The sequence below is a fragment of the Haloarcula sp. MBLA0163 genome, assembly GCF_055632435.1.
Genome location: NZ_CM145745.1, coordinates 3,077,842 through 3,093,766, shown reverse-complemented (window position 1 = coordinate 3,093,766; position 15,925 = coordinate 3,077,842). Strand labels below are relative to the sequence as shown.

The following is a 15,925-nucleotide window of genomic DNA, read 5'->3' as shown; positions in this document are numbered from 1 at the left end:
GCAGCCCCCTACGCCGGCAGAGAGACCCGACTGACCGACTGCCCGCGGTCGGCGTCGTGGAAGACGAGTTCCTCGACGGTCCACTCGATAGGGTCTATCTCCTGGTCGCATAGTCGGTCGGCCGCCGCGGGGTCGCCGCCCCGCGCCACGGTGACGTGCGGGACGTACGCGTCGCCTTCCATCCCCTCGACGGGGTCGAACTCGGCACAGAGCCGTTCGTGGAGCGCCCGGAGACCGGGGCTCTCGACGGCGAGGTAGACGACGGGAGAGGGACCGGTCACCGCCGACTCGAACTGCCCGAGGCCGGTGATTCGGACCGCGAACGGGTCGGTCCCCCGCAGAGCGTCCCGGGCGCGCCCCTCGATGCGGGCGTAGGCCGCGTGGTCGCCGCCCCCCAGTCGCTTGGCGACCAGCGTGTGCTCGCCGCGGGGGCGGGCCTGCGCACGCGGCAGTTCCCTCGCGAGGCGGCCCGCGAGCGCCGTCACCGACGACGGCAGGGCGACGTTCAGGCTGTACACGCCGCTAGCGAGTCGGGCAGTCGGGAAAAGGGGCGCGGTCCTACAGGCGGTCGGTCAGGTAGAGGACGATGAGGACGATGAGCGCGATGCCCAGCACCGGCTGGAGCGGCCCGAGCAACCACCCGAGGACGCCGAGGACGCCTTCGAGGACCTCCAGCCCGATCCAGACGATGACGAGGACGAGCAGTACTTTCAGCAGCGTGTCGACGTCGATCTTCCCGCGGTTCATGCCTCCCGGTTCCCGTCGGCGGGTGAAACCAGTTGTGGCCAGCGCTCGGCAACAAGTCATATTGTCGCCGAGCATAAACTGCCGACAGAATGCGACGAATCGGTAGCCTACTGGTCGCTCTGTTGCTCGTGACCGCGATGCTGACCCCGACGGCGGCGGGCGCCGCCTTCGGCGGTCTCTCCCAGCAGTCGGTCGACCCGGACGTGGTCGTGATGACCGCCGACGTGCAGGCCGACGGCGACGCGCAGTGGACCGTCGCCTACCGGATCCGGCTGGAGACCGACAACGACACGCAGGCCTTCGAGGAGCTACAGGCCGACATCCGCGCCGACGAGACGGCCTACACCGACCGGTTCGGCGACCGGATGGCCGGCACGGCCCGCGCCGCCGAGAACGCGACCGGGCGACAGATGGCTATCGAGAACGTCAGCGTCGCGGCCACGCAGGAGTCGTTCGGCCAGACGTACGGCGTCGTCACCTACCGCTTCCGGTGGACGAACTTCGCCGCTACCGAGGACGGCCGAATCACCGCCGGCGACGCGCTCTCCGGTCTCTTTCTCGACAGCGAGACGTCGCTGACGCTGTCGTGGCCGGCGGGCTACGGCGCCCAGAGCGTCACGCCCCGACCGGACGACCGGTCGAACACGTCGGCGACGTGGCGTGGGCAAGAGCAGTTCGGCACCGACGAGCCGCGGGTCGTCCTCGCGCAGTCGGGCGGCGGGGGCGGCGACGGCGGCCCCGACACGGCGCTCCTCGGCGGGGCGGTGCTGGTCGTCCTCGTCCTCGTCGGGGCCGCGTACTGGGCGCGCCGGTCGGGGCTCCTCACCGGTGACGACGGCGGCGATGGCGGCGACCGCGAGGCCGACGAGACGGTCCAGCCGTCGACGGCCGGCGAGGCGCCGGGGCAGCCGACGACCGACGACGCGACCGACGCCGCCGGGGACGCCGCCAGCGCCGGGGCCGCCGGCAACGGCGCGTCCGCTCCCCCCGAGGACCTGCTCAGCAACGAGGAGCAGGTGCTGAAACTGCTGAACGAGAACGGCGGCCGCATCAAACAGCAGGAGGTCGCGAGCCGGCTGGACTGGACCGACGCCAAGACGAGCCAGGTCATCGGCGGCCTCCGCGATGACGACGAACTGGAGACGTTCCGCATCGGCCGCGAGAACGTCGTCACCCTCCCCGATACGGACGTGACCGAGACGAACGGCGGCGACGAGAACGACAGTTCATAAACGTTCCGGCGTTTCACCCCCCGATGACGGGGTACGACGCCGTCATCTGGCGGTTTAATCCGAGTTAATCGGCGACGAACCGGGCTGACGGTGTGGGGTTTATACGTGGGTATGGGGCCAAGCAGTGGATACGATGAGACGAGCCACTCCGGCACTGCTGGCGCTCCTGCTCGTGACGAGCGCGCTGGCCGCGGTGCCAGCGGCCACGATGGCACAGGAGACGTCGACCCAGACCGAACAGCGCAGCGAGAACGCGACCGTCGCCCCCGGCGCGCAGTTCGCCGGCGCCGTCGGCGTGCAGGGCGCCGAACTCGGCGGCGAGGTCGAGGCCCGCGCCTACGGCATCAGCGTCGCGAAGGCCAACACCGACGCCGCCCGCGCCGCCGTCGTCGCCGAGGAGGCCGGCGACCTGGAGGCCCGCCTCGACGAACTCCGCCAGCGCAAGGCCGCCCTCCAGCAGGCCCGCGAGAACGGGTCGATGAGCGAGGGCGAGTACCGCGCTCGGATGGCCCAGCTCCACGCCGAGACCCGGACGGCCCAGCGACTGGCCACCCAGAACAACGAGACGGCGAGCACCCTGCCCGCCGAGGCGCTCGAGGCGGAGGGCGTCGACATGGACGCCGTCCGGTCGCTCGCCCAGCGCTCCGAGGAGCTGACCGGCCCCGAAGTGGCCGAGATCGCCCGTAGCATCGCCGGGAACGACGTCGGCGAGGGCGTCGGTCCGGCCGAGGACCGCCGCCCCGACGACCGAGCGGACCGCGGCGCTCGCAACGAGACGGGCGCCGACACGGTCGACGCCGAGACGACCGACACCGAGACGACCGTGAACACGACGGTCAACACGACCGTCGAGGCAGCGGCCGGCGACCTGCCAGACACCAACACCACGGCGACCAACGAGACCGAGCCCTCGCCGGACGGCGACTACTGACGACGGCCCGGCAACGGTCACCGTGTGACTGCTAGACACGCCTTCTCCAACACGGAAGCTATTAGTACGAAACCGACAGTAGCCACTGGTACATGACGCGGACCCTCGTCACCGGTGTGCTCGCCGCCACCAGCGGGGCGTCCGTCCGCTTTACTCCGCGACGGCGACGACGACGGGCCCTCTGCTAGGCCCACTACTATCCTCACTTCGTTTCACGGTCCGTCTCGACTCCGAGCACCGCCGGTCGGCTGTCCGGCGTGTCAGTCCAAACCGACAGTCACACCACGGAACCCACACAGTACACACCTATGCCAGAAGGAAACGGAACCGTCGCGCTCGCCTTCTCCGGCGGGCTCGACACGACAGTCTGCGTATCGCTGCTGAAAGAGGAGTACGGCTACGACGAGGTCATCGGCGTCACCGTCGACGTCGGTCAGCCCGACTACGAGTTCGAGGAGGCCGAGGAGACCGCGGAGGCGCTCGGCGTCGAGCAGCACGTCGTCGACGCGAAAGAGGAGTTCGCGGACCTCTGTCTCAAGGCCGTCAAGGCCAACGCCGACTACCAGGGCTACCCGCTGGGCACCGCGCTCGCCCGCCCGGTCATCGCGAAGGCCATCCTCTCGGTGGCCGAGGAGGAGGGGTGTAACGGCATCGCCCACGGCTGTACCGGCAAGGGCAACGACCAACTGCGCTTCGAGGCCATCTGGCGCGATTCGGACATGGAGGTCATCGCCCCGGTGCGCGAACTCGGCCTGACCCGCGAGTGGGAGAACGAGTACGCCCAGGAGAAGGGCCTCCCCGTCGAGGGCGGCGACGGCGGCCGCTACTCCATCGACACGAACCTCTGGAGCCGTTCCATCGAGGGCTCCGAACTCGAGGACCCCTCGACCATCCCGGAGGACGACATCTACAAGTGGACCGAGAACCCCTCGGGCAAGGACGCCGAACTCGTCGACGTCGAGTTCGAAGCCGGCGAACCGGTCGCCGTCGACGGCGAGGACCTCGGCTCGGTCGAACTCGTCCAGCAGCTCAACGAGCAGGCCGGCGCCCACGGCATCGGCCGCACGGACATGATGGAGGACCGCATGCTCGGCCTGAAGGTCCGCGAGAACTACGAGCACCCCGCGGCCACCGTCCTGCTGACGGCCCACGAGGCGCTCGAGGGCCTCGTCCTCACCCAGGAGGAGCGCGCGTTCAAGGCGCAGGTCGACCAGCAGTGGTCCCAGAAGGCCTACGAGGGCCTCGTGGACGCGCCGCTCGTGAGCGCGCTCGAGGCGTTCATCGACGACACGAACGAGCGCGTCACCGGCTCCGTCACCGTGAAGCTCGAAGGCGGGCACTGCCGTCCGGTCTCCCGCGAGTCGGACTACGCCGTCTACAGCGAGTCCGCGGCCTCCTTCGACGAGGAGGACGTCACCGGCGGCATCACCCAGCAGGACGCCACCGGCGTCGCGAAGTACCACGGCTTCCAGTCCCGCCTCGCCAACGGCATCCTGGAGAACGCGAAGAAGGGCACGGCCGTCCCCGACGGGAGCGGCGAGAGCGAGGACGACCACGGCGAGGATACGGAGGAGTAAGCCGATGAGCGACGGGGAGGACCACGACGGGAACGCCGACGACGAGACGGTGGTCCGCCGCGACCGCTTCGCGGGCGGCCCCGCGCGCTCGTTCCTCTCCTCGCTCGCCGACGACGAGCGCATCTTCGCGGCCGACCTCGCGGTCGACCGCGCTCATCTCGTCATGCTCGAAGAGCAGGACGTCGTCGACCGCGAGACGGCCGGCGAGATACTGGCGGCGCTGGACGACGTCGAGGCGGCCGGGCACGCCGAACTGCCGGACGGCGAGGACGTCCACGAGGCCATCGAGAGCGCGGTCATCGACCGCGTCGGCCCCGAGGGCGGGAAGATGCACACCGCCCGCTCGCGCAACGACGAGGTGGCCGCCTGCATCCGCTACCGCCTGCGCGAGGACGTCCTCGAACTCCTCGAGACGGTCGTCGGCGCCCGCGAGCAGCTGCTCGCGGTAGCCCGCGAGGAGCGCGAGACGGTGATGCCCGGCTACACCCACCTCCAGCCCGCACAGCCGACCACGGTGGCCCACTGGGTGCTGTCCTACGAACAGGCGCTCCAGCGCGACACCGCGCGCCTGCTGGATGCCTACGAGCGCGTCAACCAGAACCCGCTGGGGTCGGCCGCGTTCGCGGGCACGCCGTTCGACGTGGACCGCGAGCGGACCGCCGAACTGCTCGGCTTCGACTCGGTGGCGGAGAACTCGATGGACGCCTCCGCCGCACGGGACTTCCTCGTCGAGGTCACGGGTGCCGTCGCGACGCTGGCGACGACGCTCTCCGGGCTCGCGGAGGACGTGGTCGTGATGGCCAGCAAGGGCCACGTCGAACTCGACGACGACTACGCCTCCACGAGTTCCATCATGCCCCAGAAGAAGAACCCCGACACGCTGGAACTCGTCCGTGGTCGTACCGGCGACGCGACGGCGGGGCTGAACGGCCTGCTGACGAACCTGAAGGGCCAGCCCCGCGCGTACAACCGCGACCTACAGCGGGCGGGCCGGCACGCGTGGGACGCCATCGACAGCGTCACCGAGAGCGTCGAGGTCGCCGCCGGCGCGGTGGCGACGGCCGACTGGCCCGCCGAGACGCTCGAAGCCGCCGCGACGGAGGGGTTCGCCACCGCGACCGGCGTCGCCGACCTGCTGGCGATGGCTGGGGTGCCGTTCCGCACGGCCCACGAGGTCGTCGCCGAGGTGGCCGCGGGTCTCGGTCCGGAGGAGGACGCCCCGGACTACGAGGCCATCTCGGCCGTCGCCGAGGACGTCCTCGGCGACCCGCTCTCGGCGTACGTCGACCGGGAGGCCGTCGAGGACGCGCTCGACCCCGCCGAGAGCGTCGCCATGCGCGACTCCCGCGGCGGCCCGGCCCCGGCGGCCGTCACCGACCAACTGTCGGTCGCCGAGGAGGTGCTGGCCGGCCACGGCGAGGCGGTCCAGACGGCCGCCGACACCGTCGAGCGCGCACACGAACGCCGACACTCGGAGGTCGACCGCTATGTGTGAGCGACGACGAGCCCCGTCGGGGGCGATTGTACCACAAATCTGATACGGAAATCAGCCACGTGCGGTATAATGGATTTAGACGGCGTTAGGCGGTAGTGTGCGTTACTATTCTATTCTGATAAGTTCGGAGGTTTTAAGTGGGTGCGGCCGCGAGAGAGAGGTACAATGGCAGACTGCATCGAGTGCGGGGCGGAAGTCTCCCTGCACGACACCCTCGAAGTCGGAGAGATAGTCGACTGTGCCACCTGTGGTGCCGAACTCGAAGTCGTCGGCACCGACCCCGTCGAGCTCGACAGCGCACCCGAGCTCGAAGAGGACTGGGGTGAGTGAGGTGGCCGCGGTGGCGCGGCCCGTCGCGTCGCCCGTGACCCCTGACGCCGCGACCCGCGAGCACACGGAGGAGACAGCATGAGAGTCGGAATACTCTACTCGCGCATCCGCCGGGACGAGAAGCTCCTGCTCTCGGAACTGCGCGACCGCGACCACGAGGTAGTGAAGATAGACGTCCGCAAACAGCAGTTCAACATCAGCGAGGCCCCCGAGTCGTTCGCGGACCTCGACATCGTCGTCGACCGCTGTCTGGCCACCTCCCGCAGCGTCTACGCGACGAAGTTCGCCGAGGCCTACGACGTGCCGGTCGTCAACGGCCCCGAGGTCGCCGAGACCTGCGCGGACAAGGTGAAAAACAGCCTCGCGCTGGTCGACGCGGGCGTCCCGACGCCCGACACCGACGTGGCGTTCACGAAGGACGCCGCCTTGGAGTCCATCGAGGAGTTCGGCTACCCCTGCGTGCTGAAGCCCGTCGTCGGGTCGTGGGGTCGCCTGATGGCGAAGATCGACTCCCGCTCGGCCGCCGAGGCGATACTGGAGCACAAGGAGACGCTGGGCCACTACGAGCACAAGATATTCTACGTCCAGGAGTTCGTCGACAAGCCCGGCCGCGACATCCGCGTGCTGGCCGTCGACGGCGAGCCGATAGCGGCGATGGTCCGCTCCTCGGACCACTGGCTCACCAACGCCGCGAAGGGCGCCGAGACCGACACCTTCGAACTTGACGACCGCGCGCTCGAACTGGTCGAGAAGGCCTCCGACGCCGTCGGCGGCGGGCTGCTCGGTGTCGACCTGATGGAGGTCGGCTACGACGCCGACACCGGCGAGTTCGAGGACTACACGGTCCACGAGGTCAACCACACCGTCGAGTTCAAGGCGCTCAACGAGGTCACCGACGTGGACGTCCCCGCGGCGGTCGTCGACTGGCTCGAATCGAAGGCGGCGAGCGAGAGCGACGCGGAGGTCACGGCATGACTTACTCCGCCAGCGTCGTCGGCGGCTCCGGGTTCACCGGCGGGGAGCTCCTGCGCATCCTCGACGGCCACCCCGAGTTCGAACTCGCGCAGGCCACGAGCCGCTCGAAGGAGAACAAGACCGTCGGCCACCAGCACCCGAACCTCCGGCACTCGGACCTGCGCTTCTCCTCGCCGGAGGACCTCGAATCGGTGGACGTGCTGTTCGCCGCGACGCCCCACGGCGTCTCGATGGAGCAGATAGACCGGTTCCAGGACGCCGCCGACACGGTCGTCGACCTCTCGGCGGACTTCCGCCTCGACTCCGAGGCGCAGTACGACGAGTGGTACGACGGGCACACGCGCCCCGAACTCCTCGCCGAGTCGGAGTACGCACTGCCCGAACTCAACCGCGACAACCTCGAAGGCGCGGACCTCGTCGCCTCCGGCGGCTGTAACGCCACGGCGACGATCCTGGGCCTGCTCCCGCTGTTCGAACACGGCGTGCTCTCGGGCGACGAGCAGATCGTCGTCGACGTGAAGGTCGGGTCCAGCGAGGGCGGGGCCGGCGGCGGCGAGGCCTCCTCGCACCCCGAGCGCTCGGGCGTCGTCCGCCCCTACGCCCCGACGGGCCACCGTCACGAGGCCGAGATCCAGCAGTTCCTCGGCGTCGACGTCTCCTTCACCGTCCACGCGGTGGACATGGTCCGCGGCGCGAGCGCGACCTGTCACGTCTTCCCCGACGGGCCGGTCTCGAAGGGCGACCTCTGGGGCGCCTACCGCGGCCAGTACGAGGACGAACCGTTCGTCGAACTCGTCGCCGGCGGTGGCGGCGTCTACCGCTACCCCGAACCGAAGGCCGTCGCGGGGACGAACCGCGCGGAGGTCGGCTTCGAACTCGACCCCGCGAACAAGCGGCTGGTCGTCTTCTCGGCCATCGACAACATGATGAAGGGGTCGGCGGGACAGGCGGTCCACGCCGCCAACGTCGCCCTCGGCATCGAGGAGACGGCGGGACTGGAGTTCCAGGGCCTCCACCCCGTCGGCGCACCGTAACCCCTGACCGTAGTTTTCATGACAGTAGTTATCAAAGTCGGTGGCGCTCGCGCGGTCGACCCAGCGGGGGCGCTCGCGGACGTGGCATCACTCGTAGCGGACGGAGAGCAGGTCGTCGTGGTTCACGGCGGCTCGACCAAGGTCGACGAGACGCTGGAGCGACTCGGCATCGAGCCGGAGTACGTCGAGACGCCCAGCGGCGTCGTCGGCCGCTTCACCGACGAGACGACGATGGAGGTGTTCGAGATGGCCTTCGGCCACCTCAACACGCAGCTCGTGGCGGGGCTCCAGAGCGAGGGCGTCGACGCCGTCGGGCTGAACGGCGTGGACGGGAAACTGCTCTACGGTCCCCGCAAGTCCGCGGTCCGCGTCGTCGAGGACGGCAAGAAGAAGATAAAGCGCGGCGACCACTCGGGGACCATCAAGCAGGTCAACGGCGACCTCCTGCGGTCGCTGCTCGCCGACGGCTACACGCCCGTCGCCGCGCCGCCGATGGCCGGGAAGGACGACGACGAGATTATCCCGGTCAACACGGACGCCGACCGCTCAGCGGCGGCCATCGCGGGCGAACTCGACGCGACGCTCGTCCTCCTCACGGACGTCGAGGGCGTCTACGAGGACCCCGACGACCCCTCGACGCTCATCGAGTCCGTCGAGACGGGCGACGACTGGGCCGCCCTCGAAGCCGCCGCCGAGGGGTTCATGGGCCGGAAGATAATGGCCGCCGAGGAGGCGCTCGCCGGCGGTGCACCCGAAGTGGTGGTGGCCGACGCGAACGCCGACGACCCGATTCTCTCGGCGCTCTCCGGCGACGGGACACACGTGCAAGCGAGCGCAGTTCAGGAGGCTGACCAATGAGCGGATTCGTCTTCAACGAGAAACCCATCCAGATAGAGCGCGGCGACGGCGCCTACGTCTACGGCGACGACGGCACAGAGTACCTCGACATGGGCGCGTCCTACGCCTGTGTCCCGCTGGGACACGGCCACCCGGCCGTCCAGGACGCGGTCACCGAGCAGCTCGAGCGGCTCACCTACGTACAGGCGTCCTACCCCAACGCCGAGCGGACGGCGCTGTACGACCTGCTGGCCGACACCGCCCCGGACCCAATCGACAAGACGTGGCTCTGTAACTCCGGGACCGAGGCCAACGAGGCGGCGCTGAAGTTCGCGCGCTCGGCGACGGGGGACTCCAAGATCGTCGCGACGATGCAGGGCTTCCACGGCCGCACCATGGGGGCGCTCGCCACCACGTGGAAGAACAAGTACAAGAAGCCCTACGAACCGCTCATCGGCGACGTGGAGTTCGTCCCCTACGACGACGCCGAGGCACTCGACGACGCCGTCGACGAGGACACCGCGGCGTTCATCGTCGAACCCGTTCAGGGCGAGGGCGGCATCAACCCCGCCGCCCGCGAGTACCTGCACGCCGCCCGGGAGATAACCGAGGACGCGGGCGCGGCGCTGATCTTCGACGAGGTCCAGACCGGGATGGGCCGGACCGGCGCGCTGTGGAACTCCCAGCGGGCCGCCGTCGCCCCCGACATGATAACCGCGGCGAAGGGGCTGGGCAACGGCCTCCCCGTCGGCGCGACGCTGTGCCGGGACTGGATCGCCGAGAACTACGGCTCGCACGCCTCGACGTTCTCCGGCGGCCCGGTCATCTCCGCCGCGGCGGGCGCCACCGTCTCGACGCTCATCGAGGACTCCGTCCCCGGCAACGCCGCCGTCGTCGGTGACTACCTCCAGACCGAACTGGCGGCGGCCATCGGCGACGACGTGCGCGACATCCGCGGCGAGGGCCTGATGATCGGCGTCGAGGTCGGCCGCGGCGCGAACAAGGCGCTGAAGGAACTGGCTCTGAACCACGGCGTCCTCGCCCTGCCGGCGGGCCGGACCGTCGTCCGACTGCTCCCGCCGCTGACCATCGACGAGGCCCACGCCGACGAGGTGGTCGAGGCCATGGCAGAGGTGGTGGGATGAGCGAAGCGGCCGTCGAGGAGGCCGACACCGAGGCCCGCGACCTGCTCGAAGACGTCGTGCGCATCCCCTCTGTCACCCCAGAGGAGCGCGAGGCCGCCGAACGCCTGGTGGCGTTCTTCGAGGCCCACGGCCGCGAGGTGTGGATAGACGACGTCGGCAACGTGCGCGCGCCGGCCGACGACGGCGTCCTCCTCACGTCGCACATCGACACCGTACCAGGCGACATCCCGGTTCGCATCGAGGAGACCGACGAGGGCGACGTGCTGTGGGGCCGCGGCAGCGTCGACGCGAAGGGGCCGCTGTGTTCGATGGCCGTCGCGGCCGTCCGCACCGGGGCCTCCTTCGTCGGCGTCGTCGGCGAGGAGGTCGACTCCCGGGGCGCCCAGTACCTCGTCTCCGACCGCGACGCCGAACCGGACGCCGTCGTCAACGGCGAGCCCTCCGGCTGGGAGGGCATCACGCTGGGGTACCGCGGCCTCCTCGGTGGCACCTACGTCGCCACCAGCGAGTCCGGCCACTCCTCGCGCCCGGAGAACAACGCCATCCAGGACGCCATCGACTGGTGGGCCGCCGTCGAGGACGAGTTCGAACCCGACGACTGGGTCCCGGTGTTCGAGCGGGTGACCTGCAAGCCCGTCGACATCGACGGCGGCATCTCCGAGGACGGCCTCTCGGTGGAGGCGACGATGGACGTCCAGCTACGGGTCCCCCCGGAGTACACCACCGACGAGATTCGCGAGATAGCCGACGGCCACCTCACCAACGGCACGGTCCACTGGGACGACCGGGTCGAACCCGTGATGCAGAGCCCCCGGACCAGCGTCGCGCGGGCGTTCCGGGCCGCCATCCGTCAGCACGGCGGCGACCCCACCCTGCTCCGCAAGACCGGCACCAGCGACATGAACGTCTTCGCGAAGGCGTGGGACTGCCCGATGGCGACCTACGGCCCCGGCGACTCCGACCTGGACCACGCGCCGAACGAACACCTCCACCTCGCGGAGTACGACCGCGCGGTCGGCGTCCTCACGGACGTCACCGAACGCCTCCTGTAACCATGCACCTGCTCGACGTCGACGACCTCACGACCGACGAACTGTCCGCCGTGCTCGCTCGCGCGGCCGAGATCAAAGCCGACCCCGACGCGTACGACGACCTGCTGGACCAGCAGACCCTGGGGATGATATTCGAGAAGCCCTCGACGCGGACGCGGGTCTCCTTCGAGACGGGGATGACACAACTGGGCGGGCACGCCCTGTTCCTCGGGCCCGACGACATCCACCTGGGCCACGGCGAACCGGTCAAGGACACGGCGCGGGCGCTGGCCCGCTACGTCGACTTCGTGATGGCCCGCGTCTTCGACCACGAGGACGTCGAGGAACTGGCCGCCTACTCCGACGTGCCGGTCATCAACGCGCTGACCGACGACGCCCACCCCTGTCAGACGCTCGCCGACCTGCTGACCATCCGCGAGAAGTTCGACGGGTTCGACGTGGACGTGGCGTGGGTCGGCGACGGTAACAACGTCTGCCAGTCGTTCGTGCTCGGCGCGGCGATGACGGGTATCGACCTCACCGTCGCCACGCCCGAGGGGTACGAGGTGTCCGAGGCGGTGCTCGACCGGGCCGCCGAGGTCGGCGAGGCGCCCGCGACCACCACCGACCCCGAGGCGGCCGTCGACGGCGCCGACGTCGTCTACACGGACGTCTTCGTCAGCATGGGGCAGGAGGACCGCCGCCACGAGAAACTGGACGACTTCGACGGCTTCCAGATAACGACGGACCTGCTGGGCGACCGCATGCTCATGCACTGCCTGCCCGCCCACCGCGGCGAGGAGGTCACCGACGCGGTCATCGAGTCGGACAACGCCGTCGTCTGGGACCAGGCGGAGAACCGCCTCCACGCCCAGAAGGGGCTGCTGGCGTGGTTAGCGAACGACGGCGCGTAGCGAGCGACTACTTCTCACCACGCTCGCGCGCTACCGTGAGCGGGGCGGCTCTATCTGCCGACGCGTTCCGGGAGCGACTGCTCGTCGGCCTCGCGCACGGCGATACCGCGCGACCGGAGCGCGGTGGCCAGTTCGCCGGTCGACCGCCCACTGAAGTCGGCGGCCTGCTCCAGCGTGTACGTCTCGCTGCGGTACAGCGTCAGCGCCGTCGTGAGGGACTTGGATGACATTCTCGACGGTCGGAGGATTGCAGTGCTAGGTATTAAACATTCTGTGGCACACACTAGCTCGAACCATCGGAAAAACTCTCAGAAAAACACGAACGACCATTCAGAGAGCGAAAATACGGCCGAATGACCAAAACCACTCCGCTGGGGGGCCGGGTGACACCGACGAGTGCCAAACCGGTGGTTAGAACCCGCCGAACTTGTCGCGTCGGTAGACGTCGAGCTCGTTGACCGTCGTCGGCGGTTCCTGCGAGAGCGCGAACGCCACGGCGTCGGCCACCTCCTCGGGTTCGGTCACCTCGCCGGGGTCGAACCGCTCCTCGAAGGGCGTCCCCTCCTCGCTCCCGAACTCCGAGCGGACCTCCGTCGGGTTGACGACGGTGACGCCCACGTCGTCGCCGCCGACCTGTCCCGCGAGGCTCATCGCGAACCCGCGGACCCACCACTTCGTGGCGGCGTAGACCGGGTTGAACGGCCGGGGGTACTGTCCGGCGAAACTGCCGATGAAGACGAGGTTGCCCGTCGTCTCGCGGAGGTGCGGGAGCGACTCGCGGGCGGTGTAGAACGCGCCGGCGACGTTGACGGACTGCATCGTCTCGAACGCCTCGTCGGTCATCGTCTCGACGTCGCTCCCGCGGGCGAGGCCGGCGTTGGCGACGACGCCCGAGAGCGACCCGAGCGTCTCGGCGGTGGACTCGACGGCCGCCGCCACCGCCGCCGAGTCGCTCACGTCCGCCGGGACGACGTGGGTCTCGACGCCGTGGGTCTCTGCCACCTCGGCGGCCAGGTCGCGCAGCCGGTCCTCGCGCCGCGCGAGCAACGCCACGTCAGCGCCGTCCTCGGCCACGCGCCGCACCGTCGCCGCGCCGATACCCGCACTCGCGCCCGTGACGAGCACCGTCTCTCCGGAGAGTGTCGCGTTCGTCATACGTGACACCCCGTCCGAACGGGGCTTAGACGTTGTGCCGACGAGCGTGGCTCCGGCCAACCCTCGCTCACGAACTCGGCGGCGAGTAAACCCATCGACTCCACCCGAAACGGTGGCCTTTCCGCTACGTTCGCCAATAGTTACCACGGGAGTGGCGGTCCCTGAATCGTCCGGCTCCACCCGAAACGCTACCCTTTTCGCTACGTTCGCCAACAGTTGGCACCGTACGTCCCGGACGCCGGCCTGCTCGACGCCCGGTGGCGGGCGCGGCTCAGTTCGGCGGTTCGTCGCTCTGACCTGGGACCCCGCGCCCCTGGTAGAAGTCACCGCCCCAGTTGCCGACCCAGATGTCCTGGTTGGCCAGATACAGCGCCTCGCCGGTGTAGAACCGGTCGTCGGTCACGGTCCACGTGCCGGTGTCGGTGTCGTACTGGACAGCCCCGTTGTAGACGGCGGCCTGTCCGAACTCGCCGCCGGCGGCCGGCGGGAGCGGCGGTTCGTTCGCCTTCGACTGGCTCACCGACGGCGGCCGCTGGGCGCGCTGGAGGCGGCCGGTGTTGAACGTGCTGTCGAAGAACCGTGCGAACAGCGGCCGGGCGTCGCCGTCGCCCAGCACCGCGTCGGCGGCGTTCAGCCCGCCGGTGACGTCGCCGGCGTCGCGAGCCGAGAACGTGTAGGTCGCGTCGCCGCGTCCGGAGGCGAACGTGCCCGCGTCGTCGTCCCACAGCTCGTCGACCATGTAGCCGTAGACGTCGCCGGCGAGGTCGGCGTGGTCGACGCCGTCGAGCTGGGAGGCCCACAGCAGCCCCTGGGTGACGACCCCCTGCGTGGCGGCCTGGTTCGGGGCGCCGTTCTGGACCTTCCCGTTGCCCGCGAGGTTCGACCGGACGGCGTCGGCCAGCCCGTTCGCGTAGTCGGCGGCGGCCGAGCGCCGGTCGTCGCTCCCGGCCTGTGGGCCGTAGTAGCCGATGGCACCGAGCAACAGCCCGACCGAGCGGGTCGACTCCTGCCGGACCACGTCGGCGGGACTGAACAGGTCCATCGTCGCCTCCGCGACGCCGTCGGCTATCTCCTGGATGCCCACCGGCGAGTCGAAGACCGCGTCGGCCCCGGACTCCTCCGGGAGCAGCGGTCGCGGGTTCACGTAGCCGAACCAGCCGTTCCGGGCCAGGCTCGCCATGTCCGCGAGGAACCACGTCATCGCGGCGTGGTGGTGCGGACGGCGCGTGTCGTCGACGATCTCGCCCGCGCTGGGCCGGTACTCGGAGCGGAACTCGAAGGTGTCGCCGTGGGTCAGCGCGCCGTTCCCCCGAGAGCCGCCCGAGATGATGGCCGCGTTGATGCCGACCTGTGCCAGCGTCGAGAGCAACTGCGCCCGGAAGCGGGGGGCCATCTCCGTCGGCAGGCGGTCGAAGTGCTTCTGGAAGTTCTTCGCCCAGGTGACGCCCTTGAGGTGGGTCCACCCCACCGACGAGGGGGAGACGACGCCCGAGGACTGGCCCTTGTCCCACGCCAGCGTCGTCGCGTCGGGTCGGCCGGTGTCGTCCTCTAACACCGGCCGCTGGGTGAAGTGGGGGTCACCCTCGGTGAACGCCGCCAGCGAGAGGTTCGGGTCGGTGATGGGCGGGCGCTCGACCGCCGCGCGTTCGAGCATCGCGGGGAGGCGCTCCGCCGCCAGCGTCTCCATCTGGTCGTTCAGCGGGAACGGGACGCCGTTGCCGCTCATGGCGATGTTCGTGCTCATGTTGTACAGCGAGTACCAGTAAGCGTCGAAGGTGGCCGCGCCGAAGTCGTAGGCGGCCGTCCCGTCCTCGCCGCCCGCCGACGGGTCCCCGACGACGACGGCGCCTTTCATCCCCAGCGAGCGGTGGGGGTTACAGAAGTACAGGTGGACGCCCTCCCCGTCGAACGACCGCTCGTAGGTCGCCCCGGCCTCCCCGACCGGGTCGCCGCTCTCGAAGCCCCCGCCCTCGGCGACGACGTTGTGGCTCCCGCCCTCGCCGGTCCACTGCCAGACGACCGTCGTGCCGGGGTCGACGTGTACCGCCGGGGGGTCGAACGCGAACGCGCCGCCGTTGCCCTCGGCGCCGACGGCGACGGCGACCGACGACTGCCCGCGCGCGTCGACGGTCCCGTCGAAGTTGCTGGTGTCGGCGAACCAGCCGCCGTAGTCGATGTCGCTGCCGCTGCCGGTCTCTGTGGCCGTCCCCGTCGGTGTCCCGGTCGAGGCGTCCGTCGCCGTCTCTGTCGACGTCGAGTCGGTCCCGCCGAGGCCCTGGCACCCGGCCAGCGCCGCCAGCGTGCCGAACGTCCCCGCGAGGACCGTGCGTCTGTCGTGCATCGTGTCCCGTGCTACCTGACTGCAGGGCATAGCGGTACCTCGCCAGCGTGGCGCCGACACACCGACGGGCAACGGTTAGATACGAGGAGCGGCCGGGACGGATACCTGTTCCCCGGTCGTGCGGCTGTGTGTCACACACTCGCTCACGCCGGCCGAGGGAGCAGGCTCGGTCCCCCGACAG

16 protein-coding genes are annotated in these 15,925 nt (G+C 69.9%); 11 read left to right on the top strand and 5 right to left on the bottom strand.

Annotated features, from left to right (window positions below; translation table 11 throughout):
- Positions 1-8: 8 nt before the first annotated feature.
- Positions 9-518 carry a 2'-5' RNA ligase family protein gene (locus ACV7GQ_RS16555; RefSeq protein WP_470311308.1) on the bottom strand — a complete coding sequence of 170 codons (510 nt, stop codon included), beginning with the start codon at positions 516-518 and terminating at the stop codon, positions 9-11.
- A 40-nt stretch (positions 519-558) separates the two neighbouring features.
- Positions 559-747 carry a DUF7554 family protein gene (locus ACV7GQ_RS16550; RefSeq protein ID WP_470311307.1) on the bottom strand — a complete coding sequence of 63 codons (189 nt, stop codon included), beginning with the start codon at positions 745-747 and terminating at the stop codon, positions 559-561.
- 89 nt (positions 748-836) lie between these two features.
- On the opposite strand from ACV7GQ_RS16550, the gene ACV7GQ_RS16545 reads away from it, so the two are divergent.
- The 11 genes from ACV7GQ_RS16545 to argF all read left to right on the top strand — a co-directional run bounded on the left by ACV7GQ_RS16545 (position 837) and on the right by argF (position 12,248).
- A complete protein-coding gene (locus ACV7GQ_RS16545) occupies positions 837-1,979 on the top strand; it encodes a helix-turn-helix transcriptional regulator (RefSeq protein WP_470311306.1) in 1,143 nt (380 codons plus the stop codon).
- Positions 1,980-2,112: 133 nt separating this feature from the next.
- Positions 2,113-2,910, top strand: coding sequence for a hypothetical protein (locus ACV7GQ_RS16540; protein WP_470311305.1), 798 nt, complete (start codon positions 2,113-2,115; stop codon positions 2,908-2,910).
- Between the two features lie 308 nt (positions 2,911-3,218).
- The gene (locus tag ACV7GQ_RS16535) at positions 3,219-4,487 is read left to right on the top strand and encodes an argininosuccinate synthase (protein WP_470311304.1); all 1,269 of its coding nucleotides are present in this window, start codon (positions 3,219-3,221) and stop codon (positions 4,485-4,487) included.
- 4 nt (positions 4,488-4,491) lie between these two features.
- Positions 4,492-5,982 carry an argininosuccinate lyase gene (gene argH, locus ACV7GQ_RS16530; RefSeq protein WP_470311303.1) on the top strand — a complete coding sequence of 497 codons (1,491 nt, stop codon included), beginning with the start codon at positions 4,492-4,494 and terminating at the stop codon, positions 5,980-5,982.
- 165 nt (positions 5,983-6,147) lie between these two features.
- A complete protein-coding gene (gene lysW / locus ACV7GQ_RS16525) occupies positions 6,148-6,312 on the top strand; it encodes a lysine biosynthesis protein LysW (protein WP_470311302.1) in 165 nt (54 codons plus the stop codon).
- 78 nt (positions 6,313-6,390) lie between these two features.
- The gene (gene lysX / locus ACV7GQ_RS16520) at positions 6,391-7,287 is read left to right on the top strand and encodes a lysine biosynthesis protein LysX (RefSeq protein ID WP_470311301.1); all 897 of its coding nucleotides are present in this window, start codon (positions 6,391-6,393) and stop codon (positions 7,285-7,287) included.
- Positions 7,284-8,321 (top strand): N-acetyl-gamma-glutamyl-phosphate reductase, encoded by a 1,038-nt coding sequence (gene argC, locus ACV7GQ_RS16515; RefSeq protein WP_470311300.1) that lies wholly within the window; start codon positions 7,284-7,286, stop codon positions 8,319-8,321. The genes lysX and argC overlap by 4 nt, the downstream gene beginning before the upstream one ends.
- Before the next feature lie 18 nt (positions 8,322-8,339).
- Positions 8,340-9,179, top strand: a complete 840-nt coding sequence (locus ACV7GQ_RS16510; protein ID WP_470311299.1) for an acetylglutamate/acetylaminoadipate kinase — start codon at positions 8,340-8,342, stop codon at positions 9,177-9,179.
- A complete protein-coding gene (locus ACV7GQ_RS16505) occupies positions 9,176-10,303 on the top strand; it encodes an aspartate aminotransferase family protein (protein WP_470311298.1) in 1,128 nt (375 codons plus the stop codon). Before ACV7GQ_RS16510 ends, ACV7GQ_RS16505 begins: the two co-directional genes overlap by 4 nt.
- Positions 10,300-11,355: a [LysW]-lysine hydrolase gene (locus ACV7GQ_RS16500; RefSeq protein ID WP_470311297.1), complete on the top strand. Its 1,056-nt coding sequence runs from the start codon at positions 10,300-10,302 to the stop codon at positions 11,353-11,355. Before ACV7GQ_RS16505 ends, ACV7GQ_RS16500 begins: the two co-directional genes overlap by 4 nt.
- Positions 11,356-11,357: 2 nt before the next feature.
- Complete coding sequence (gene argF / locus ACV7GQ_RS16495) at positions 11,358-12,248, top strand: ornithine carbamoyltransferase (RefSeq protein ID WP_470311296.1); 891 nt, start codon at positions 11,358-11,360, stop codon at positions 12,246-12,248.
- A gap of 50 nt (positions 12,249-12,298) precedes the next feature.
- Here the strand turns inward: argF and ACV7GQ_RS16490 are convergent, their stop codons facing one another.
- The 3 genes from ACV7GQ_RS16490 to ACV7GQ_RS16480 all read right to left on the bottom strand — a co-directional run bounded on the left by ACV7GQ_RS16490 (position 12,299) and on the right by ACV7GQ_RS16480 (position 15,744).
- A complete protein-coding gene (locus ACV7GQ_RS16490; protein WP_470311295.1) occupies positions 12,299-12,478 on the bottom strand; it encodes a DUF7317 family protein in 180 nt (59 codons plus the stop codon).
- Between the two features lie 181 nt (positions 12,479-12,659).
- A complete protein-coding gene (locus ACV7GQ_RS16485; protein ID WP_470311294.1) occupies positions 12,660-13,403 on the bottom strand; it encodes an SDR family oxidoreductase in 744 nt (247 codons plus the stop codon).
- 271 nt (positions 13,404-13,674) lie between these two features.
- Positions 13,675-15,744 (bottom strand): halocyanin domain-containing protein, encoded by a 2,070-nt coding sequence (locus ACV7GQ_RS16480; RefSeq protein ID WP_470311293.1) that lies wholly within the window; start codon positions 15,742-15,744, stop codon positions 13,675-13,677.
- Between the last annotated feature and the right edge of the window lie 181 nt (positions 15,745-15,925).